The sequence below is a fragment of the Pseudomonas sp. PB106 genome (assembly GCF_009764645.1).
Taxonomy (GTDB): domain Bacteria; phylum Pseudomonadota; class Gammaproteobacteria; order Pseudomonadales; family Pseudomonadaceae; genus Aquipseudomonas.
Window position 1 is genome coordinate 1 of sequence record NZ_RWIM01000099.1, and the last position, 21,384, is coordinate 21,384.

Below are 21,384 nucleotides of genomic sequence, written 5' to 3' on the forward strand. Positions count from 1 at the left end.
GGCGGCTGGCCGGAAGCGGCGTTGAGCGAAATCCTCCTGGCCGGCCCCGGTGTCGGCGAACTGCAACTGGTCTGGCCGACGCTGGCGCGATTGGCGGCGGCGGGCGAGCGCATCGTCCTGGTGGCGCCGCCGTTCGTGCCGTACCCGCAGGCGTGGGAAAACGCCGGGGTCGATCTGCGTCAGTTGTCAGTGATTCAAGCCAGTGAGCGCGATGCTTTGTGGGCGGCGGAACAGTGTTTGCGTTCCGGCAGTTGCGGCGCGGTGCTGTGCTGGCCACACAAGGCTGATGACCGCGCGTTGCGACGTTTGCAGGTGGCCGCAGAAACCGGCCAGACCCTGGCATTCGCCTGGCGCCCGTTGAGCGAAGCGGTCAACCCGTCACCGGCGGCGCTGCGCATTGCCATCGATTCCAAACCTGCACAGTTGCGCGTCCTCAAGTGCCGTGGCGGTTTGGCGCGTACGGCACCGATTGCCTTTGCCGTGGGTCACTGAGGTCGCCATGCGCTGGGTCTGTATTCTCTTTCCGCAATTGGCCTTGGACGCCGTGCTGCGTCAGCGTCCTGATCCTGAGGAACCGTTGGTGCTGCTCAGCGGCCCGGCTCAGCGGCGGGTGCTGCAAGCGGTCAATCCGGCGGCGCGCAAACTCGGCTTGCGTGCCGGCCAGTCGATGACTGCTGCGCAGGCGATGAGCAAAGGTTTTGCCACCGCCGATTACGAAGCCGCCGAGGTCGAGCACTGGCAGCAGTTTCTCGCCGCGTGGGCCTACGGTTTCAGTGCGCAGGTCAGCGTGCATTATCCGCGCACCGTGGTGTTCGAGATCGAATCGAGCTTGGGTCTGTTCGGTTCCTGGGCGCAGTTCGAAGCGCGCCTGCGCAAGGAACTGACGGACCTGGGCTTTCGCCATCGCATCGTCGCCGCACCGAATCCAGTGGCGGCGCGGGTGCTGGCCAATGCTTACGACGGCTTGGTGGTGCCGGACGCCGAGGCCTTGCAGCATCACCTCGGCCAGTTGCCTGTCGACCGGGTCGGGCTGGAGCCGAATGTGGCGACGGCGCTGTCGCGAATGGGCCTGCGCAATCTCAATCAGGTGCAGAGCCTGCCGCGTCAGGCGCTGGCCCGACGTTTCGAAGCGCAGATGCTCAAGCACCTCGACACCTTGTTCGGTGCGCGTCCGTTGGCGCTGGAGTTCTACCTGCCGCCGGATCGCTTTGATGTACGCATTGAACTCAATTTCGACGTGCAATCCCATCAGGCGCTGCTGTTCCCGTTACGCCGTTTGACCGGCGATCTGTCGGCGTTCCTCTGCGGGCGCGACAGCGGCGTGCAGCGTTTCGATCTGCATCTGGAACACGCCGGGCTGCCGGACACTGTCATCAAGGTCGGCCTGCTCAGCGCCGAGCGTGATCCGGCGATGCTCTTCGAACTGGCCCGTGGGCGCCTGGAACAAGTGCAGGTCGAGGCGCCGGTGCGCGGTTTTCGCCTGCGTGCCGAGGACTTGCCGAGCTTCGTCCCGCAGTTTCAGGAACTGTTCGACGACCGTCCGCAGCAGACCTTGCCCTGGGAGCAATTGCGCGAACGCCTGCGCGCACGGCTGGGCGATGACGCCGTGCAGGGGCTGCGCTTTCAGGCCGATCATCGCCCCGAGTGCGCGTGGCAGCATGGCGTCGATAAACAGCGTTGCGCCGCGCTGCCGGGTGTCCATCGTCCGGGCTGGTTGCTCGGCGAGCCACAAAGCGTGCCGCACGGTTCGGCGCAGATTCTCATGGGCCCGGAACGCATCGAATCGGGCTGGTGGGACGGTGACGATGTGCGCCGCGATTATTACCTGATCCAGAACCGCGCCGGGCAGCAGGGCTGGGCGTATCGCGCGGTGGGTGAGGACGGTCCGTTGTGGCTGCAGGGCTGGTTTGCATGAACGACGGCTATGCCGAGTTGCACTGCCTGTCGAACTTCAGTTTCCAGCGCGGTGCCTCCAGTGCCCTTGAGCTGTTCCAGCGTGCGAAAAAGCACGGCTATCAGGCGCTGGCGATCACTGATGAATGCACGCTGGCCGGGATCGTTCGCGCCTGGCAAGCGGCAAAATCGGTTGAGCTGGCGCTGATCATCGGCAGTGAAGTGCGCATCGAAAACGGCCCGAAACTGGTGCTGCTGGTGGAGAATCTGGCGGGTTATCAGGCCCTGTGCGGTTTGATTACCCGTGCGCGGCGGCGCACACAGAAAGGCCAGTATCAGGTGCTGCGCGAAGATTTCAGCGAGCCGCAACAGGGGCTGCTGGTGTTGTGGGTGCCGGACGCACTCGATGAGGTGGAGGAGGGCCGCTGGCTCAAGCAAACCTTCGGCGAACGCCTGTGGCTGGCGGTGCAGTTGCATCGCGGCCAGGACGATCAGCAGCGCCTGGCGAGGTTGTTGAGTCTGGCCGCCGAGTTGCAGATTCCGGCCGTGGCCAGCGGCGACGTGCACATGCACGCCCGAGGCCGACGCGCCTTGCAGGACACCATGACCGCGATCCGCCATCACGTGCCGGTGGCTGAGGCCGGGTTGCGCCTGCATCCCAATGGCGAGCGGCATTTGCGCAGTGTCGAGGTGTTGCAGGGGCTATATCCCCAGGACTTGCTCGATGAATCGGTGAGTCTGGCCCGACGCTGTATCTTCGATCTGGGCGAATTGCGATATCAGTATCCGAAAGAACTGGTGCCTGAGGGGCACAGTGCGAGTTCCTGGCTAAGGCAACTGACCAAGGAAGGCATCGCCTGGCGCTGGAAGAAAGGTGCGCCTTTCAAGGTGCTGAGGCAGATCAACAAGGAGCTGAAGCTGATTGCCGAACTCGGCTACGAAAGCTATTTCCTCACCGTGCACGACGTGGTGCGCTTCGCTCGCGGCGAGCACATCCTGTGTCAGGGGCGCGGTTCGGCGGCCAACTCGGCGGTGTGTTTTGCCTTGGGCATCACCGAGATCGACCCCGACCACACCACGTTGCTGTTCGAACGTTTCATGTCGAAAGAGCGCAATGAGCCGCCGGACATCGACGTCGATTTCGAGCACGAACGGCGCGAAGAAGTCCTGCAATACGTGTTTCGCCGTTACGGCCGTGGTCGCGCGGCGCTGACGGCGGTGGTCAGCACCTACCACGCCGCCGGTGCGGTGCGCGATGTGGCCAAGGCCTTGGGCCTGCCGCCAGATCAGATCAACTCACTGGCCGATTGCTGCGGCCACTGGAGCGATGAAACACCGCCGCTGGAACGCTTGCTCGAGGGAGGCTTCGATCCTGAAAGCCCGGTGCTGCGCCGGGTGCTGAGCCTGACCGGGCAACTGATCGGTTTCCCCCGGCACCTGTCGCAACATCCCGGCGGCTTCGTGATTTCCGAAGAGCCGCTGGACACGCTGGTGCCGGTCGAGAACGCGGCCATGGTTGATCGCACGATCATTCAGTGGGACAAGGATGATCTCGACGCGGTCGGCCTGCTCAAGGTGGATATCCTCGCCCTCGGCATGCTCAGTGCGATTCGTCGCTGCTTCGATCTGCTGCGCCGGCATCGGCATCAGGACTTGAGCCTGGCGACGATTCCACCCGAAGACAAACCGACCTACGAAATGATCACTCGCGCCGACACCGTCGGCGTGTTCCAGATCGAGTCGCGGGCACAGATGTCGATGCTGCCGCGCCTGAAACCGGCGACGTTCTACGATCTGGTGATTGAGGTGGCCATCGTCCGTCCGGGGCCGATTCAGGGCGGCATGGTGCATCCGTACCTGCGCCGCCGAAATAAAGAAGAAAAAGAAACCTACCCATCGCCGGAGCTGGAAGTGGTGCTCAAACGCACCCTCGGCGTACCGCTGTTTCAGGAACAGGTGATGCAGATCGCCATCGTCGCCGCCGATTACAGCCCCGGCGAGGCCGATCAATTGCGTCGCTCCATGGCCGCGTGGAAGCGCCACGGCGGCCTCGAACCGCACAAGGAGCGCCTCGCTGCCGGCATGAAGAAAAACGGCTACACGCCAGAATTCGCCGCGCAGATTTTCGAGCAGATCAAAGGCTTTGGCAGCTACGGCTTTCCCGAGTCCCACGCCGCCAGTTTCGCCTTGCTGACCTACGCCAGTTGCTGGCTCAAGTGCCACGAACCGGCGGCGTTTGCCTGTGCGCTGATCAACAGTTGGCCGATGGGTTTCTACAGCCCCGATCAGATTCTGCAGGATGCGCGCCGGCATCAATTGCAGATTCGCCCGGTGGACGTGCGCGCCAGTGACTGGGATTGCAGCCTGGAAACCATTACGGCGGCGCAACCGGCGATTCGTATGGGCCTGCGGATGATCAAGGGCTTTCGCGAGGACGATGCTCGGCGTATCGAGGCGGCGCGGGCGCGCGGGGCGTTTGCCGATGTCGCCGATTTGGGTGAACGGGCCGCACTCGACAGTCGGGCGCAGGCGTTGCTGGCCGATTCCGGTGCGTTACGCGGTCTGGCCGGGCACCGGCATCGGGCGCGCTGGGAAGTCGCCGGGGTGCAGAAACAGCTTGGCTTGTTCGCCGGGCTGCCGAGCCAGGAGGAGGCCGACGTGGTGCTGCCCAAACCGAGTGTCGGTGAGGATTTGCATGCGGACTACACCACCATCGGCACTACGCTGGGCCCACATCCACTGGCGCTGTTGCGCGGCGAATTGAAAGCGCGACGCTGCCGCAGTTCGCAGGAGTTGCTCGACGTTGAGCACGGCAGACCTGTGAGCATCGCCGGTCTGGTGACCGGGCGCCAACGACCGGGCACTGCCAGCGGCGTGACCTTCGTGACCCTGGAAGATGAGTTCGGCAACGTCAACGTGGTGGTCTGGCGCGACCTGGCCGAGCGCCAACGGCAAGTGCTGGTCGGCTCGCAACTGCTCAGGGTCGATGGCCGCTGGGAGCGCGAGGGCGACGTGCGCCATTTGATTGCCGGACGTCTGAGTGATCTCAGCCCATTGCTCAATGGCATTCGCGTACAGAGCCGCGATTTCCATTAGCGCGCCCTGATCTGATCGTTCCCACGCTCTGCGTGGTAACGCCTCCCGTGACGCTCCGCGTCACAGCGGACGCGGAGCGTCCGTGGCTGCATTCCCACGCAGAGCGTGGGAACGATCAACAGTGGATTTGCGTACGGCCAATCCGAGCCAATTCATTGGCGTCAAAAATATCTGTTCGCAATGATGGCACTTTGGCATAATGCCAACCCTTTTCAGCCCCTGTACCGCATTGCCGTGCCGGGACACCCCCGTTTTCAAAAGGAATACCCAGTGAGAATGATCTCCCGGATGCTGGTTTCAGGCGTGGCGATTGCCGTGCTTGGCACCCTTGCCACCACACTCTCCGGTTGCGCCACGGAAAGCTCCCGCGCCTTGCCGGTGGCCAAGGTTGAAAGCGCTTCGCAGATCTGGACCGGCGTTCGCGTGCCAATGGCGGTGGGCAAGTTCGACAACCGCTCCAGCTACATGCGCGGGATCTTCTCTGACGGCGTCGACCGTCTCGGCGGCCAGGCCAAGACAATCCTGATCACTCACTTGCAGCAGACCAACCGCTTCAGCGTGCTGGATCGCGACAACATGGGCGAAATCCAGCAAGAAGCGGCCATCAAAGGCCAGGCCCAGCGCCTCAAAGGTGCTGATTACGTGGTCACCGGTGACGTCACCGAGTTCGGTCGCAAAGAGACCGGCGATCACCAGTTGTTCGGCATTCTCGGCCGTGGCAAGACCCAGGTCGCTTACGCCAAAGTGAACCTGAACATCGTCAATATCAGTACCTCCGAAGTGGTCTATTCGACCCAGGGCGCTGGCGAGTACGCCTTGTCCAACCGCGAAATCATCGGCTTCGGCGGCACCGCTGCCTACGATTCGACCCTCAACGGCAAAGTACTGGACCTGGCCATGCGCGAGGCGATCAATCGTCTGGTCGATGGCATGAACGCCGGTGCCTGGAAACCGGGCAACTGATCGACGCCCATTGCAAGGAGCAATACCCATGAATCTGACTTTGTCGCGCTCGCTGATGGCGCTGACGCTGGCCGCCAGCGCCTTGCTGGCCGGTTGCAGCAGCCCGCAAACCCTGTACCAGTGGGAAGGCTACGAGCCCCAGGTCTACGAATATTTCAAAGGCGAGGAGCCGAAAGAGGCCCAGGCCGAAGCGCTGGAACGCGATCTGCAAAAGATCCGCTCCACCGGCAAAGCCGTCCCGCCGGGCTATCACGCGCACTTGGGCCTGCTCTACCTGAGCATGGGCAAGGACGATCAGATGGTGCAGCAGTTCAACACCGAGAAAAGCCTGTTCCCCGAGTCCGGCACGTACATGGATTTTCTGCTTAAAAACGCCAAGGCCGGAGTCGTGCAATGATCTCGCGCACCTTGAAATTGCTGGCCGGCGCACTGGCTCTGACCCTGCTCGGTGGCTGTGTCGCGCCGAAGACCGTGGACTACTCGGCGTACAAACAGGCTCGGCCCAAGACCATTCTGGTGTTGCCACCGCTGAACACCTCGCCAGACGTGAAGGCGTCGTACAGCCTGTTGTCGCAAGTCACGTTTCCGCTGGCCGAAGCCGGTTATTACGTGTTGCCGATTGCGCTGGTGGACGAAACCTTCCGCCAGAACGGCCTGACCACGCCGGGTGACATTCATCAGGCACCGCCGCACAAGCTGCAGGAAATCTTCGGCGCGGACGCGGCGCTGTACATCACCGTGAGCGAATACGGCACGCGTTACATGGTGATCAGCAGCGAAACGGCAGTGACCGCTACGGCGAAACTGGTGGATCTGAAAAGCGGCACCACGCTGTGGACCGGAGCGGCGCGGGCGTCGAGCGAAGAGGGTGGCAACAATGGTGGCGGCGGTCTGATCGGCATGCTGATTACGGCGGCGGTGAAGCAGATCATCAACAGCTCCACCGATGCCGGCTACCCGATTGCCGGTGTCGCGAGCAATCGCTTGCTGTCCGCCGGACATCCGGCGGGCCTGCTGTACGGCCCGCGTTCGCCGAAGTACGGCACGGACTGAGCCTGGTAATGATCGTTCCCACGCTCTGCGTGGGAACGCATCCCGTGACGCTCCGCGTCACAGTGGACGCAGAGCGTCCATGGCGGCATTCCCACGCGGAGCGTGGGAACGATCAGTAGGAGCTGCCGAAGGCTGCGATCTTTTGCTGTTGGCGTTTATTTCGGGGCGGGCCAAAACCGCTCGCCACCCCCCGGCGCTTCCGTCCACGCTTGCAACGAGCGGGTCGGCAGGTCGAAGTAGTCACGGGTGCGTGCATAGCCATGGCCGCCCATACGCCCGATCGCATCCAGCCCCAACTGATCGATGTACAGCGTCTTCGGATCGATCAGCTCATCGCGCACATGCGCCATCAACACCTCGCCAAAAATGATCTCCCGCGACTGGCCGATGTTCAGCGCCATCATCCGTCGGCACTCCAACGCCACCGGCGCTTCGCCGATGCGTGGGCATTTCACCGTGGTGCCGGCAATCGCCGTCAGCCCCGCAGCAGTCAACTCATCGAAACCGGGTGCGAACGGCACGGCGCAGACGTTCATCGCCTCCACCAATGCATCGCTGACGATGTTCACGGTGAATTCCTGATTGAGCTGGATATTGCGCGTGGTGTCTTTCGGGCTCTGATCGCCGTAGTTTTCCACGCCCAGGGCCAGAATCGGTGGGTCCGCCGACAGTGCATTGAAGAAACTGAACGGCGCGGCATTCACTCGGCCCTCGCCATCAATAGTGGTCACCAATGCGATGGGCCGGGGCACGACGCTGCCGATCAGGATCTTGTATTTTTCCCGGGGGCTGAGTTGGCTGAAATCAAAACTGTGCATGGCAAAAACCTCTAGGAAAGTGGATCGATTGCGCTCAACGGCGCCTCGGCGCTGTAGTCATCGGCGAACGGAATGGCGGGCTGGAACAGGGTTTTCCAGTCCGGTCGGCCCTCGGCCCGGTCGCTGTGGCTGCGCATGAGTTTTTCGTATTGGCGTTGCGCCTGCCGTTGCAGGGCGGGGTAGTCGACGCCGCTGACCTGACCGTCGTGCATCACGCAACGACCGTCGATATAACTGGCGATGCAGTCGTCGCCGCGCCCGGCCAATAACAGGTTTTTCAGGGGGTCGAACAGCGGTCCCAGATGCAGGCCGCGCAGGCTGAACACGGTGATGTCGGCCTTCGCGCCGGGGGCCAGTCGACCGAGGTCATCGCGACCCAGCGCCCGCGCACCACCGAGGGTGGCGGCGTTGTACAGATCGAGGCTGTTGGTCAGCGCAGGACCGCCTTCCATCAACCGCGCAATGTTCAGGCCGTGGCGCATGTTTTCCAGCAGATCCGCCGGCCAGGTGTCAGTGCCGAGGGCGAAGTTGATGCCCTTGGCGCGATAGCGACCGAATGAATTCAGCGCCTCGCCATCGCGGGCAAATACCAGCGGGCAGTGCACCAGACTGGCCTCGGCATCCACCAGACGCTGCAAATCGTCATCGCCCGAGGTGTAGATGCCGTGGGGCAACACGCTGCGAGGATTGAGCAGGTCCAGCTGTTTCAACCAGTTGATGGGCGACACGCCACGCAGGCGCAGGACCATTTCATATTCGCCCAGCGACTGGCAGCAATGCAGGCGCAGTGGCGCTTGCAGTTCATTGTTCAGCTCGGCCGTGCGGCGCAATAGCGCCGGGGTGCAAGTCTGGATGCGATCAGGCAGCAACGCGCCGCGAATCAGCCCATTGTGGGCACCGTCGAAATCCTTGAAAAACCGTTCGGCCGCCGCCAATCCAGCCAGCCCCCGCTGTTCATCCCAGTGATGATCGAGGCTGCCGTCGGCGCGCCAGTAAGCCATGCCGCTCATGTAGCAGGGGCCGAGGTAAGTGCGCAGGCCGAGTTCACCGGCAACAGCCGCGACGGCAGCAAATTCGTCGTAGGTTTCCGCCCACTCGCGGTAGTACATCGAAGTGATCGGCATCGCCGTGGTGATGCCGTTGCGGATCAATTGGCTGAAGGCGTAGCGGTATTTGAACAGCTCTTCTTCGGCGGTATACGTCTCACGCGGGCCGTGGGCCAAGTACTCTGACGACCACATGCGGCCCATGCCTTGTTCGTCGCCGTTGTCCAGCGTCAGCACGGTGGAATCGAGGTCGCCCAGGGCATCCAGATCAATGAAGCCGGGGCCGATCAACGCGTTGCCGTAGTCGATCCACTGATCCACCGGCCCCGCGTAACCGCGCCCGACAAACTCGATGCGCGACCCGGCAAACACCACTTCACCGTCGCGCCACAGCACATGCTGGGTGCCGTCGAAACCGACCACGCAACTGGCGCGCAGACCGATACGTTTCACAGACGGCTGCTCAGCAGACGACCACCGCTGGCGATCAACTCACCGCCGCGATAGACCTGGCGCAATGGCCGCGCAACGACGGCTTCGCCAAGAGTCTCCACTGGCATCAACAAAAAGTCCGCAGGCTGCCCGAGGGCAAAGCCGTAATCCTCGATGCCCAACGCTCGCGCACCGTTGACCGTGGCCGCGTCGAACGCTGCGGCCAGTTCATCGTCCTTGGCCAGATCAAACCGGAACGCCAGCAACATCGCCCGCTCAAGCATGTCGCCATTGCCCATCGGTGACCACGCATCGCGAATGCCGTCGGAGCCCAGGCAGACATTCACGCCAGTCTCACGCAGGGGCAGAAACGGCGGCACGGCGGTGTCGGCAGGCGCCGAACTCATCAGCGAAATCCCCAATGCCGCCAACCGCTCGGCAACCGGTTTGACCTGACTCCACGGCAACATGCCGAGGCAGTAGGCGTGGCTGATCATCACGCGGTTTTGCAGGCCGAAACGTTCGGTGTAATCGGCGATCAACGCAATCTGCCACAGGCCCAATTCGCCTTTGTCGTGCAGGTGAATATCCACACCTCGGCCAAATTCCGCCGCCAGTTTGAAGACGAAATCCAGTTGCGCGATCGGGTCGTTATCGATGCCGCACGGGTCGAGCCCACCGACGTTTTCCACGCCCAACGCCATCGCCTCGCGCATCAGTTCAGCGGTGCCGGGACGGCTGATCAAACCGGTTTGCGGGAATACCACCAGTTGCAGGTCGATGAGGTCTGTGTAGCGTTCGCGCAGTTGCTGCATGGCTTCGACGTGACGCAAGCCGAATTCCGGGTCGATGTCGACGTGGCAGCGCATGGTCAGCGAGCCGCGAGCGATGCAGTTTTCCAGCAGCGCGCCGGCGCGCTCGGCGATGGGCGCGCTCACTTCACGGAGGATGCGGCGTTCGTTGCTGATGTAATCCTTGAGCGTCGGCCCGGCGCTGTTCGGGCGCCAGGGTTGGCCGTAGAGGGTTTTGTCGAGGTGGACGTGGCTTTCGACCAGCGCGCTGGTGAGCAATTGATTGTGGCCATCGATGTCGGTGGCGGTCACGGGCGCGTTGGACGCCGGGCGGCGTTGAGCGAACCGGCCGTTTTCGATGAGCAGGTCTTCGGCTGGGGCGCCGTAGGGGCGCACGTTGCGGAGCCAGTGTGGCTGGGTCATTTCTTTACCTCTGGTTCAATGGTGTCTGGGCGGGCCTCATCGCTGGCAAGCCAGCTTCCACAGGTGTCGAGGTGTGCCCACTTTCTGTGGGGGCTCGCTTGCCAGCGATGGTCGCCCCTCGATTTCAGATCAGGTGATCACCCCTTGAGCTTCGACCAGATCCGATCCTGCAACTCCCGCGCCTTGTTGCTGCATTCCTTCTCCGGCCGCAAACGCGAGGCGTATTCATCGGGCATGTTGATCGCGTCCATCACCTTCCACTTCGGATCAAGCAACGAATCGCTCTGAATCCCGTTGGCGTAAGCAATGGCGTTGGACACGGCGGCGGCGTTCTCCGGCTTCATCATCCAGTCGATAAAGATTTTCGCGTTGCCCGGGTGCGGGGCGCTTTTCGGCACGGCGAAGTTGTCCTGGAACATCGCCAGGCCTTCACGCGGATAGACGTACTTGATCGTGCTCTTCTGCAACGTCGCCCGTGCGGTCGAGCCGTTCCAGTTCTGCATCATGATCACCTCGCCCGAGGCCATGCGATCCACGGTGTTGTCGGAGCTGTACATCTTCAAAAACGGTTTTTGCTTTTGCAGCAGTTCGAGGATGCGTTTGGCGTCCTGCGGGTTTTCGCTGCACTCGTCGACGTTCAGATAATGGCTGGCGGCGTTGATCACGCTGCTCGATGTATCCAGCGCGGCGAGTTGGCCTTGCAGCTCTTTGCGCGGCTCAAAGAATTCTTTCCACGAGTCATCCAGTTTGCCGCCCGGCACCCGTGCGCTGTCGTAGGAAAACCCCGTGGTGCCCCACAGATACGGCGCCGAGAACTTGCGCCCCGGGTCGAAGCTCGGGTCGCGGAACGGCCCCTTGACGTACTGGAAATTGCTCAGGCTCGGCGCGTCGATTTCCATCAGCAGGTCCTGCTTGATCAGCGTCTGCATGATCGATTGCGACGGCACGATCACGTCATACGCCGCGCCGCCGGCCTGCAATTTGGCGAGCAGGGTTTCGTTGCTGTCGTAACCGTCCATGGTCACTTTGATGCCGGTTTCCTTTTCGAATTTGGCCAGCAGATCGACCGGGTAGTAATCGGTCCAGTTGTAGAAAAACAGCTCCTTCGGTTCGGCGGCGTGGGCGCCGAACGCGGCGAAACAACTCAGGGCCAGACCGGATACTGCCAAACGCATGCTTTTGACTTTCATGAGATCGCTCCAGATTTATTGTTGTTTACCGCGTTGGCCGAGCCAGAAGGCCAGCACCACAAGGACGATGGAAATCACCAGCATCAGCGTCGAGATCGCATTGATCTCCGGCGTTACGCCAGCCTTGATCGCCGAGAAGATGTACACCGGCAACGTCGTCGAGCCGGGCCCGGCGACGAAGAAGGTCATGATGAAATCGTCGAGGCTGACCACGAACGCCAGCACCGCACCGGATAACACCGCCGGCCACAGCAGCGGCAAGGTAACGCGGCGGAATACTTGCCATGGATTGGCGTACAGATCGTTGGCCGCCTCCAGCAAGCTCTTGTCCAGGTCGTTGAGCCGCGCACGGATCGGCAGGTAAGCGAAGGGAATACAGAAGCCGATGTGCGCAACGATCACCGTGAGCAAACCGAGTTTGATGCCGAGTGCCATGAACAGCAGCAAGGTCGCCACAGCGGTGACGATCTCCGGCAGGATCAGCGGCAGGTTGATCCCGCCCTCGACCATTTTCTGCCCGTAGAACGGCCGGTAAGTCGCCAGCGCTGCGAGCAGGGCAATCGCCGTGGCGCAGACCGTGGCGAGGGTGGCGACGATGATCGAGTTCAGAGCCGCCGTCTGAATCGACGGGTTGGCCAGAATCCGTCCGTACCAGGCAAACGAAAACTCGGTCCACACCGTCGCCGAACGGTTGGCGTTGAAGCTGTAGGCGATCAACACGAAGATCGGCAGGTACAGATAGGCGAGGATCAGCAGGCTGATTTCGCGCGTCGCCGGGAGTTTTTTCAGGTGCAGGGAAATCATGCTTTCGCCCCCCGATGGATGGTCTTCGCCGCATGGCGGCTGTACAGCGCGTAGAGCACCAGCGACACCAGCAGAATCGCCAGCAACAGGAACGACAGCGAACTGCCCAGCGGCCAGTTGCGGGCGGTGCCGAACTGTTGCTGGATCAGGTTGCCGATCATCAGGGTCTTGCCGCCGCCCAGAATCGCCGGAGTAATGAACGCGCCAAGGCTCGGCACAAACACCAGCAACGCACCGGCAATCACACCGGGCATCGACAGCGGCAAAATGATTCGGCGCAACGCGTGCCAACGATTGGCGCCGAGGTCATAAGCGGCTTCGACCAAACGCCAGTCGAGTTTTTCCAGGGTCGAGTAGATCGGCAGAATCATGAACGGCAGGAAGCTGTAGACCAGACCGACACTCACCGCGAAGTCGTTGTAGAGCAGGGTGATGCCGCCAGCGCTCGGAAACAGCGCGTTAAGGCTTTGCGCGACCCAGCCGTGTTCGCGGAGGATGATCAGCCACGCGTAGTTGCGGATCAGCAGGTTGGTCCAGAACGGAATGGTGATGAGCAAGACCATCAGATTACGTCGGCGCGGGGTCAGGCTCGACATCCACAACGCCACCGGAAAACCGAACAGAAAGCACAGCGCGGTGGTGCCGCCGGCCTGCAATACCGAGCGCAACAGCGCCTGGGCGTAGACCCAATTTAGTTCCAGTTCGCCGTCGAAACCCTCCTGGAAAAACAGCTGCACGTAGCTTTGCAGTTGCCATTGCGCTTGCCAGTCGACGCCGCCGTAGGTGTTGCGCGGCAGCAGGCTGATGTAGCCCATGATTCCCAACGGAATGGCGATCAGGGCGAGCAGGGTCAACACCACCGGGCTGAGCAACAGCGCGCGGTTGAGGGCAGGGGAAGTGCTGCTGACGCTCATCTCAGGCCTCCATCAACAGGCAGGCGTGCGGCGGCAGGTGCACGGCAACGCGTTCGCCGACCGCGCGGCTTTGGTTCAGGCCCTCATTGTTTTCGCGCAGCATGACTTTGATATCGTTGTTCAACCGGCACTGATAAAGCGTCGCGGTGCCGACGTAGAGCACCGCTTCGATGATGCCGCGCAGGTGATGGGGCTCGCTGGCATCGACCAGTTGCGAACGCTCCGGGCGGAACGCCAGTTGCACGCTGCTGCCGGCGAAGCTTTGTTGCTGACACGGGATTTCGATCGGCATGCCGTTGGGCACGAAGAGTTTTTCGTTGTGCTCGCCGTGCTTGAGCTGGCCGGGGAGGAAGTTGATGTCGCCGATAAACTGCGCGACAAAACGGTGTTTCGGGTGTTCATAGATATCGGTCGGCGTACCGATCTGCAGGATTTTGCCGGCAGACATTACGGCGATGCGATCGGACAGGGTCAGCGCTTCTTCTTGATCGTGGGTGACGAAAATGAAGGTGATGCCGGCTTCTTTCTGTACGCGCTTGAGTTCGACCTGCATTTCCTTGCGCAGCTTCAGATCAAGCGCCGACAACGGCTCGTCCAGCAACAAGACCTTGGGTTTCGGCGCCAAGGCCCGGGCCAGAGCCACGCGTTGTTGCTGGCCGCCGGACAATTCCGCCGGTTTGCGCCCGGCCAGATGCTCCATTTGCACCAGCGCGAGCATCTCGTTGACCCGATCCGGGATCAACTTGCGATCAAGACCCTGCATCTCGAGCCCGAAGGCGATATTCTGCGCGACACTCATGTGCGGAAACAGCGCGTAACTCTGGAACACCGTGTTGACCCGGCGCTTGAACGGCGGCAGATCGTTGACCGGCTCGCCGGCCAGACGAATTTCGCCTTCACTGACGTGTTCGAAACCGGCGATGGTGCGCAGCAGGGTGGTTTTGCCGCAGCCCGAGGGGCCGAGCAGGGTGAAGAATTCGTTGTCGGCGATGTTCACCGAGACATTGTCGAGGGCTGGCGCAAGGCCAGGATCGTCGGAGTAGCGTTTGGAGACGTTGCGCACTTCAATTGCTATTGGTTGACCCATAATGGTGCAATCCTCTATTTATTGTATGCAATATCTGAATGCAATTTAGAAATACCCGGATTAATCTGCGTGTGCAACCCCCTTTTTCCATGGCCAGGCATCGCCAGGGGTTGGTTGCCCGACGCTAAAGGAGTGCTCGAATGACAGAAAAGAAATTGGAGACCACGGTCGACCGCGTCTACCAAGGGGTTTACGAGGCGATCAGCAAGCGTTCGTTGCGCCCGGGGATGAAGCTGGGCGAGGCCTCGCTGGCCGAATTATTTAATGTCAGCCGCACGTCGGTTCGCGCCGCGCTCAAGCAGTTGGAGGCCGATGGACTGGTCACCACCGAGCCCAACAAGGGTGCATCGGTGTCATTGCCGAGCAACGAAGAGATCCGTTCGCTGTTCGAAACCCGCCGGCTGATCGAGATCGGCATCGTCACCGAATTGTGCCGGCGCAAGGACACGGCGGCGATGCAGGACTTGCGCGAACACCTGCTGCTGGAAGATGAAGCCCACGCCGCCGGCGATCATGAACGCTTGATCCATCTGCTCGGTGAATTCCACATCAAACTGGCGCGCAGCCTGAATAATCCGGTATTGCTCGACTGGTTCCAGAAGCTGATTTCCCGCGCCTCGCTGTACGCCGCCGCACTTGACGACGACAGCCACGAAGCCTGCCGCGACGATGAACACTTGCGCCTGCTCGAGTACATCGAGGCCGGCAATCAGAGCGCCGCCATCGAGCTGACCTGTATGCATTTGAACGGCATCGAAAAAGCCATTCTCGACGTCGCCGCGAAGATGAAAACTGGCTACCATCCGCTCAAGCATTTGATCGGCGTCTGACCCAGGACGAGGATGAAATCGGCTATACCTTTTATGAAACCAATGCGCCTGAAGACGCTCGAAACAGACGGGCGCCGTATCGTTCTGGCGCTGAGGTTTACGGGACAACCAGCACAGGACACTGAGTCAGGCGATGCAGTTTTTATCCGATAGCCATGGTTGTGACGGCTGGAAAGGCGAGATGGCCGAGCGCATCTGCGCGTTCGACTGGAGCCGGACTGAACTTGGCCCACTGAACAATTGGCCAGCCAGTCTGTGCAGCACCGTGCAATTGATGCTGGCCTCGCCACTGCCGATGGTCATGCTCTGGGGCCGCGCCGGCTTCATGATCTATAACGATGCCTATTCGATATTTGCCGGTGGTCGCCATCCTTACCTGCTGGGGGTGCCGGTTGAGCTGGGCTGGCCGGAAGTCGCCGATTTCAATCGCCATGTCGTCGATACTTGTCTGGCCGGCGGCACTTTGTCGTTTCGCAATAAAGAACTGGTGCTGTTGCGTGACGGCGTTCCCGAAAATGTCTGGCTCGACCTCTATTACAGCCCTGTGGCCAATGACGAAGGCGAGCCGGCCGGGGTGATGGCGATGGTGGTAGAAACCACCGAATTCGTGATCTCGGAACGCCTGCGCCAGGAAGCGGAAAACGCCTACCGCGCCGACAACGAGCGGGTGCGACTGGCATTGAATGCCGGGGCCTTGCTCGGCTCGTTTGTCTGGGATGTGAAAAACAACACGCTGTCGGCAGATGAGCGTTTCGCCCGCACGTTTTCCTATCCGCCGGATCAGGACCTGAGCGATCTGGCTCAGGACATCGCTGAGTCGCGCATTCACCCCGATGATTTCGCCTGGGTGCAGGAGCGGGTCACGTATTCCTTGCAGACCGGCGAACCTTATAACGCTGAATATCGCGTCCAGCGTAGCGATGGCCGTTATATGTGGGTGTTGGCCAGCGGCGCTTGCGAGTTCGACGAGAACGGCGAGGCGTTGCGTTTCCCGGGCGTGTTGATCGACATCCACGAACGCAAGAACGCCGAAGAATCCCTGCTCAAATTCACCCGCAACCTCGAACAGCGTGTCGCCGATGAGGTCGAGGCGCGTTTGGCGGCGGAAGAGCAATTGCGTCAGTCGCAGAAGCTTGAATCGATAGGCGGGCTGACGGGCGGCGTGGCGCACGACTTCAATAATCTGCTGCAAGTGATCGCCGGCAATCTGCATTTGCTCGCCCGTCACGAACCCGATAACGCCAATGTGCAGCGTCGGGTCAGCGCCTCACTGGCGGCGGTTGAACGCGGGGCCAAGCTGTCTTCGCAGTTGCTTGCGTTTGCCCGGCGCCAACCGCTTTCGCCAGCGGTCTGCAACCCCCAGCAGATCTTCGAAGGGGTTGGCGAGTTGTTGCAACGGGCGCTGGGCGAGACCATTCAGATCGATGTGCAGTTGCCGCCAGAGCCATGGCACATCAACGTCGACCGCAATCAACTGGAAAACGCGATTCTTAATCTGGCGATCAACGCCCGCGATGCCATGCAGGGTGACGGCACCATCGGCCTCAGCGCCGCCAATGTGCGGCTCGATCGCGAGTTTTGCAGTGGCAAAGGCATCGTCCCCGGGGATTTTGTCCGGGTGGCGGTCAGCGATAGCGGGGCGGGCATCCCGGCGCAGATTCTGGAGCAGGTGTTCGAGCCGTTCTTCACCACCAAGGCTGACGGCCAGGGCACCGGTCTGGGCCTGAGCATGGTGTTCGGTTTCGTCAAACAGAGCGGCGGGCATGTCGAGATCGACAGTCAGGTTGGCGAGGGCACGCGGGTGCAGCTGTACTTCCCGCGCAGCCTGCGGCCGATTCTTGACGACTCGCCCAATCTGCAACGGCAACAGAGCGGCGGGCACGAGACGCTGCTGGTGGTCGAGGATAACGATGCGGTGCGCACCTCGGCCGTCGAGTTGCTACGTGAAGAAGGCTATCGCGTGCTGACCGCCGGCAATGGCGATGCGGCCATGCAAATGCTCCTGGAGGGCAGCGAAGTCGATCTGATCTTCACCGATGTGGTCATGCCGGGGCTGATCAAAAGCGCTGATCTGGCCGCGTGGGCCAAGGTGCAGACGCCGCCGGTACCGGTGCTGTTCACCTCCGGCCACACCCGCGACATCATCTCGCGCAATCATCAACTGAGCCCTGAAACTCACTTGCTCGGCAAACCTTACAGCCCCGAAGCGTTGTTGCAGATGCTGCGCGTGGTGCTGAGTGCCTGAGCCCTCAAGCAAGGCCCGTCAATGACTTCCAAGCGAAATTCGAAAGCGCCCGCCGGCATGGTGCGGGTGCGTGGTGCCCGTGAACACAACCTGAAAAACGTCGACGTCGATATTCCTCGCGACGCGCTGGTGGTGTTCACCGGGGTGTCCGGTTCGGGCAAATCGTCGCTGGCCTTTTCCACCTTGTATGCCGAGGCCCAGCGGCGTTACTTCGAGTCCGTGGCACCGTATGCCCGGCGGCTGATCGATCAGGTCGGCGTGCCGGATGTCGACTCCATCGAAGGCCTGCCGCCCGCCGTGGCCCTGCAACAACAGCGTGGCACGCCGAGCACGCGGTCGTCGGTGGGCAGCGTCACCACGTTGTCGAGCCTGATCCGCATGCTCTATTCCCGCGCCGGCAGTTATCCGCCGGGCCAGCCGATGCTCTACGCCGAAGACTTTTCGCCGAACACGCCACAAGGCGCTTGCCCGGAATGCCACGGTCTCGGCCGGGTTTACGAAGTCACCGAGGCGCTGATGGTGCCGGACCCGAACCTGACCATCCGCCAGCGTGCCGTGGCGTCGTGGCCCTTGGCGTGGCAGGGGCAGAACCTGCGCGACATCCTCGTGACCATGGGCATCGACGTCGACATTGCGTGGAAGAAAATGCCGAAAAAGCAGCGCGACTGGATTCTCTTTACCGAAGAAACCCCGACCGTGCCGGTGTACGCCGGGCTGACCCCGGAAGAAACCCGCGTCGCCCTCAAGCGCAAGATGGAGCCGAGCTATCAAGGCACCTTCACCGGGGCGCGGCGCTACATCCTGCACACGTTCACCCATTCGCAAAGTGCGCTGATGAAGAAGCGCGTGTCGCAATTCATGCTCGGCAGCCCTTGCCCGTTGTGTGACGGCAAGCGCCTGAAGCGTGAGGCGTTGTCGGTAAAGTTTGCCGGGTATGACATCGGTGAGCTGTCGCAGATGCCCCTGTTGCAAGTGGCCGAGGTGCTCAGGCCGGTGGCGACGGCGAGTTATCTCGAACACGCCGACGAAACCGGCGAGACCTTGAGCCATGCGCAAACCCGCGAGGCCCGTCAGCAACGCGTGGCCCACGGCGCCAGCGGGCACGCCAGTGCGCCGGATGTGCGGCACACGCCGAACCTGTCGCTGGAGAAACGTCTGGCGGCGCAGCGCATTGCCGAGGATCTGCTGGAGCGGGTCAGTACGCTGACCGACCTTGGCCTCGGTTACCTGGCGCTGGAGCGCAGCACGCCGACGCTGTCGTCCGGGGAGTTGCAGCGGTTGCGCCTGGCGACGCAGTTGGGTTCGCAGCTGTTTGGCGTGATCTACGTGCTCGACGAGCCGTCCGCCGGGTTGCATCCGGCGGATGGCGAGGCGCTGTTCGAGGCGTTGCAGCGCTTGAAGGCTGACGGCAACACACTGTTTGTGGTCGAGCATGACGTGGAAACCATGCGCCGCGCCGACTGGTTGATCGATGTGGGGCCGGCGGCGGGCGAGAAGGGTGGGCAGGTGTTGTACAGCGGCCCGCCGGCGGGGTTGGCCGGAATCGAGGCGTCACAGACTCGCGCCTATCTGTTTGCTGAAACACAGCGGCCGACCCGTGCGGCGCGTAAACCGACGGCGTGGCTGAAACTCGACGGCATCACCCGCAATAACCTGAACAACCTCAGCGCTGAATTTCCCTTGGGTTGCTTTACCTCGGTGACCGGCGTGTCGGGCTCCGGCAAATCGAGTCTGGTCAGTCAGGCGCTGCTGGAACTGGTCGGCGCGCAATTGGGCCGTCCGACGGTGGAGAGTGAGCCTGAAGAACTCAGCCTCGAAGACGACGCGCCGCAGCTCAGCACCGGGCAAGTCAGTTCAGGGCTGGAATCGATCAAGCGTCTGGTGCAAGTCGATCAGAAACCCATCGGCCGCACGCCGCGCTCCAATCTGGCGACTTACACCGGGCTGTTCGACAACGTGCGCAAGCTGTTCGCCGCCACCCCTGAGGCGCGAGAGGCCGGGTATGACGCCGGGCAGTTTTCCTTCAACGTCGCCAAGGGCCGCTGCGCTACCTGTGAGGGCGAAGGGTTTGTCAGCGTTGAGTTGCTGTTCATGCCCAGCGTGTATGCGCCGTGCCCGACCTGTCACGGCGCGCGGTACAACCCGCAAACCCTGGCGATTCGCTGGGAGGGCTTGAGCATCGCGCAGATTCTGCAATTGACCGTCGATGAAGCGGTGACGGTGTTTGCCGAGCAGGCGGGGATTCGCCGTTCGCTGGAAGTCTTGCGCGACATTGGCCTGGGTTATCTGCGCCTCGGGCAACCGGCCACGGAACTGTCCGGCGGCGAAGCGCAGCGGATCAAACTGGCGACCGAGTTGCAGCGCAATCAGCGGGGCGCGACCTTGTACGTGCTGGATGAACCGACTACCGGCCTGCATCCGCGCGATGTCGATCGGTTACTGGAACAACTCGATACGCTGGTGACGGCGGGGCACACGGTGATCGTGGTCGAACACGAAATGCGCGTGGTCGCGCAGAGTGACTGGGTGATCGACATTGGCCCCGGGGCGGGGGATCAGGGTGGCAGGATTGTCGCGGCGGGCACACCGCAGAAAGTTGCCGCGAGCAAAAAGAGCAAGACTGCACCGTTTTTGGCGAAGGCCTTGAGCCGATAATTGCGTTGGTCCGACGGCCTCTTCGCTAGCAGGGCAAGCCCTGTTAGCGAAGGCGATTTGCCGGACACGTCCTGGGTCTGTCCATGATTTTCGCTGTCTACGACTGGCGGCCAAGTGCTAGCATCTGCGGCCAGCGCCTAAGGTTATGGGCAATGATTCAAATCAAGGAGCAGTGCAGATGGCGGAAAAGATCGTGAAGTCCAAACTGGTCAACTTTCTGGTGGCTGATGTTGAAGTCGATTACGACGAGATCGGCGAGTTTTACGACGACGTCGGCGCGGGCAACGTCAATGTGCTGGCCGATGTGATGGAGGCTTTCCAGCATGCCTATGGCGGTTTGTGGGTTGGCGGGAGGATGGTTTTGACCCGAACAGCCATTCACCTTAATGCCAACGCGATGAACCGCATGGTCCAGGACGGCACGCTGGATATCGAAATCCCCATCGGCATGATCCGCAAGGTCAGCAACGAAGGCGGCTTCTTCACCAAGATCATCCGCCTGGACACTGATGCCGGCAGCGTCAAGTTTCGCTGCTATGGTGCCAAGGACGTTGTCGCGCTGATCGAAAAAATGATCGTGCCGCGGGTATCGACTGCCGTGCTCAAGCGGGCCTTATAGCCAACGCAGTGCGCGTAGCCGCGAGTGCTTAGCGACCGTGCGCCGCATCGGCCAGTTGCGCGGTGTCGACCCGCACAAACACCGAGTCGCCCACCGCCGTCAGCACATCACCGGCAAACACCTCGCAAATCACTCGGGTCTTGCGCCCGACGTCGCCTTCGACTTTTGCCCGCAAGGTCAGCGTGACGCCCATGGGCGTCGGTTTGATGAACTTGAGGCCGAGGTTGCCGGTGACGCAGTCGATGCGCGGCAGTGTGCCGGGTTCGCGCTGTTCGGCGCGGTAGTGGTAGGCCATGGCTGTCCAGTTGGAGTGGCAATCGACCAGCATGGCGAGCAGGCCGCCGTAGACCAGGTCTGGCCAGCCGCAGTATTTGGCCTCTGGCAGATGCTCGGCAATCACATGCACACCGTCCTCATCCCAGCGACTTTTGACGTGCAACCCGTGGGGATTGCGGCCGCCGCAGCCGTAGCAAACGCCTTCGGGGGCGGCGAGGTCTTGCAGAGAGGTAACGGGGCTGGTCATGG

Annotated in this window: 18 protein-coding genes; 10 read left to right on the plus strand and 8 right to left on the minus strand. The window is 61.9% G+C overall.

The genetic code is table 11. The annotated features are described in order from the left end of the window. The 6 genes from imuA to EJA71_RS12540 form a co-directional block, all read left to right on the plus strand. Positions 1-492: translesion DNA synthesis-associated protein ImuA (imuA, locus tag EJA71_RS12515; RefSeq protein WP_158957216.1), on the plus strand; the 492-nt coding region annotated here is incomplete at its 5' end. A 7-nt stretch (positions 493-499) separates the two neighbouring features. Then, positions 500-1,915, plus strand: coding sequence for a DNA polymerase Y family protein (locus tag EJA71_RS12520; protein WP_158957218.1), 1,416 nt, complete (start codon positions 500-502; stop codon positions 1,913-1,915). Next, complete coding sequence (locus EJA71_RS12525) at positions 1,891-4,989, plus strand: error-prone DNA polymerase (protein WP_218576483.1); 3,099 nt, start codon at positions 1,891-1,893, stop codon at positions 4,987-4,989. Before EJA71_RS12520 ends, EJA71_RS12525 begins: the two co-directional genes overlap by 25 nt. Before the next feature lie 276 nt (positions 4,990-5,265). Next, the gene (locus EJA71_RS12530) at positions 5,266-5,952 is read left to right on the plus strand and encodes a CsgG/HfaB family protein (RefSeq protein ID WP_161806640.1); all 687 of its coding nucleotides are present in this window, start codon (positions 5,266-5,268) and stop codon (positions 5,950-5,952) included. Positions 5,953-5,980: 28 nt separating this feature from the next. Next, entirely contained in the window at positions 5,981-6,349 is a 369-nt protein-coding gene (locus EJA71_RS12535; RefSeq protein ID WP_158957222.1) for a DUF4810 domain-containing protein, read from the plus strand. Next, positions 6,346-7,005, plus strand: coding sequence for a DUF799 domain-containing protein (locus EJA71_RS12540; RefSeq protein WP_158957224.1), 660 nt, complete (start codon positions 6,346-6,348; stop codon positions 7,003-7,005). The genes EJA71_RS12535 and EJA71_RS12540 overlap by 4 nt, the downstream gene beginning before the upstream one ends. 155 nt (positions 7,006-7,160) lie before the next feature. Here EJA71_RS12540 and EJA71_RS12545 read toward each other — a convergent pair whose 3' ends face one another. From EJA71_RS12545 to EJA71_RS12575, 7 genes are all read right to left on the minus strand, one after another. Further along, positions 7,161-7,823 carry a flavin reductase family protein gene (locus EJA71_RS12545; protein WP_064387694.1) on the minus strand — a complete coding sequence of 221 codons (663 nt, stop codon included), beginning with the start codon at positions 7,821-7,823 and terminating at the stop codon, positions 7,161-7,163. A gap of 11 nt (positions 7,824-7,834) precedes the next feature. Continuing rightward, entirely contained in the window at positions 7,835-9,322 is a 1,488-nt protein-coding gene (locus EJA71_RS12550; protein WP_158957226.1) for an amidohydrolase family protein, read from the minus strand. Further along, positions 9,319-10,515 carry an amidohydrolase family protein gene (locus EJA71_RS12555; RefSeq protein ID WP_158957229.1) on the minus strand — a complete coding sequence of 399 codons (1,197 nt, stop codon included), beginning with the start codon at positions 10,513-10,515 and terminating at the stop codon, positions 9,319-9,321. Before EJA71_RS12555 ends, EJA71_RS12550 begins: the two co-directional genes overlap by 4 nt. A 137-nt stretch (positions 10,516-10,652) precedes the next feature. Beyond that, positions 10,653-11,705, minus strand: a complete 1,053-nt coding sequence (locus EJA71_RS12560; protein ID WP_158957231.1) for an extracellular solute-binding protein — start codon at positions 11,703-11,705, stop codon at positions 10,653-10,655. Positions 11,706-11,720: 15 nt separating this feature from the next. Beyond that, positions 11,721-12,509 carry an ABC transporter permease gene (locus EJA71_RS12565; RefSeq protein ID WP_158957233.1) on the minus strand — a complete coding sequence of 263 codons (789 nt, stop codon included), beginning with the start codon at positions 12,507-12,509 and terminating at the stop codon, positions 11,721-11,723. Next, a complete protein-coding gene (locus tag EJA71_RS12570; RefSeq protein ID WP_158957235.1) occupies positions 12,506-13,423 on the minus strand; it encodes an ABC transporter permease in 918 nt (305 codons plus the stop codon). The genes EJA71_RS12565 and EJA71_RS12570 overlap by 4 nt, the downstream gene beginning before the upstream one ends. A 1-nt stretch (position 13,424) precedes the next feature. After that, positions 13,425-14,510 (minus strand): ABC transporter ATP-binding protein, encoded by a 1,086-nt coding sequence (locus EJA71_RS12575; RefSeq protein WP_158957237.1) that lies wholly within the window; start codon positions 14,508-14,510, stop codon positions 13,425-13,427. A 140-nt stretch (positions 14,511-14,650) separates the two neighbouring features. Between EJA71_RS12575 and EJA71_RS12580 the strand changes: the two genes are divergently transcribed. From EJA71_RS12580 to EJA71_RS12595, 4 genes are all read left to right on the plus strand, one after another. Continuing rightward, positions 14,651-15,340, plus strand: a complete 690-nt coding sequence (locus EJA71_RS12580; RefSeq protein WP_038368903.1) for a GntR family transcriptional regulator — start codon at positions 14,651-14,653, stop codon at positions 15,338-15,340. Positions 15,341-15,473: 133 nt separating this feature from the next. Next, positions 15,474-17,585 (plus strand): PAS domain-containing sensor histidine kinase, encoded by a 2,112-nt coding sequence (locus EJA71_RS12585; protein WP_158957239.1) that lies wholly within the window; start codon positions 15,474-15,476, stop codon positions 17,583-17,585. A 21-nt stretch (positions 17,586-17,606) separates the two neighbouring features. Continuing rightward, positions 17,607-20,240 carry an excinuclease ABC subunit UvrA gene (locus EJA71_RS12590; protein WP_158957241.1) on the plus strand — a complete coding sequence of 878 codons (2,634 nt, stop codon included), beginning with the start codon at positions 17,607-17,609 and terminating at the stop codon, positions 20,238-20,240. 178 nt (positions 20,241-20,418) lie between these two features. Next, positions 20,419-20,859, plus strand: coding sequence for a hypothetical protein (locus EJA71_RS12595; protein WP_158957244.1), 441 nt, complete (start codon positions 20,419-20,421; stop codon positions 20,857-20,859). Positions 20,860-20,887: 28 nt separating this feature from the next. On the opposite strand, the gene EJA71_RS12600 is transcribed toward EJA71_RS12595, so the two are convergent. After that, positions 20,888-21,382 carry a PaaI family thioesterase gene (locus EJA71_RS12600; protein ID WP_158957246.1) on the minus strand — a complete coding sequence of 165 codons (495 nt, stop codon included), beginning with the start codon at positions 21,380-21,382 and terminating at the stop codon, positions 20,888-20,890. Between the last annotated feature and the right edge of the window lie 2 nt (positions 21,383-21,384).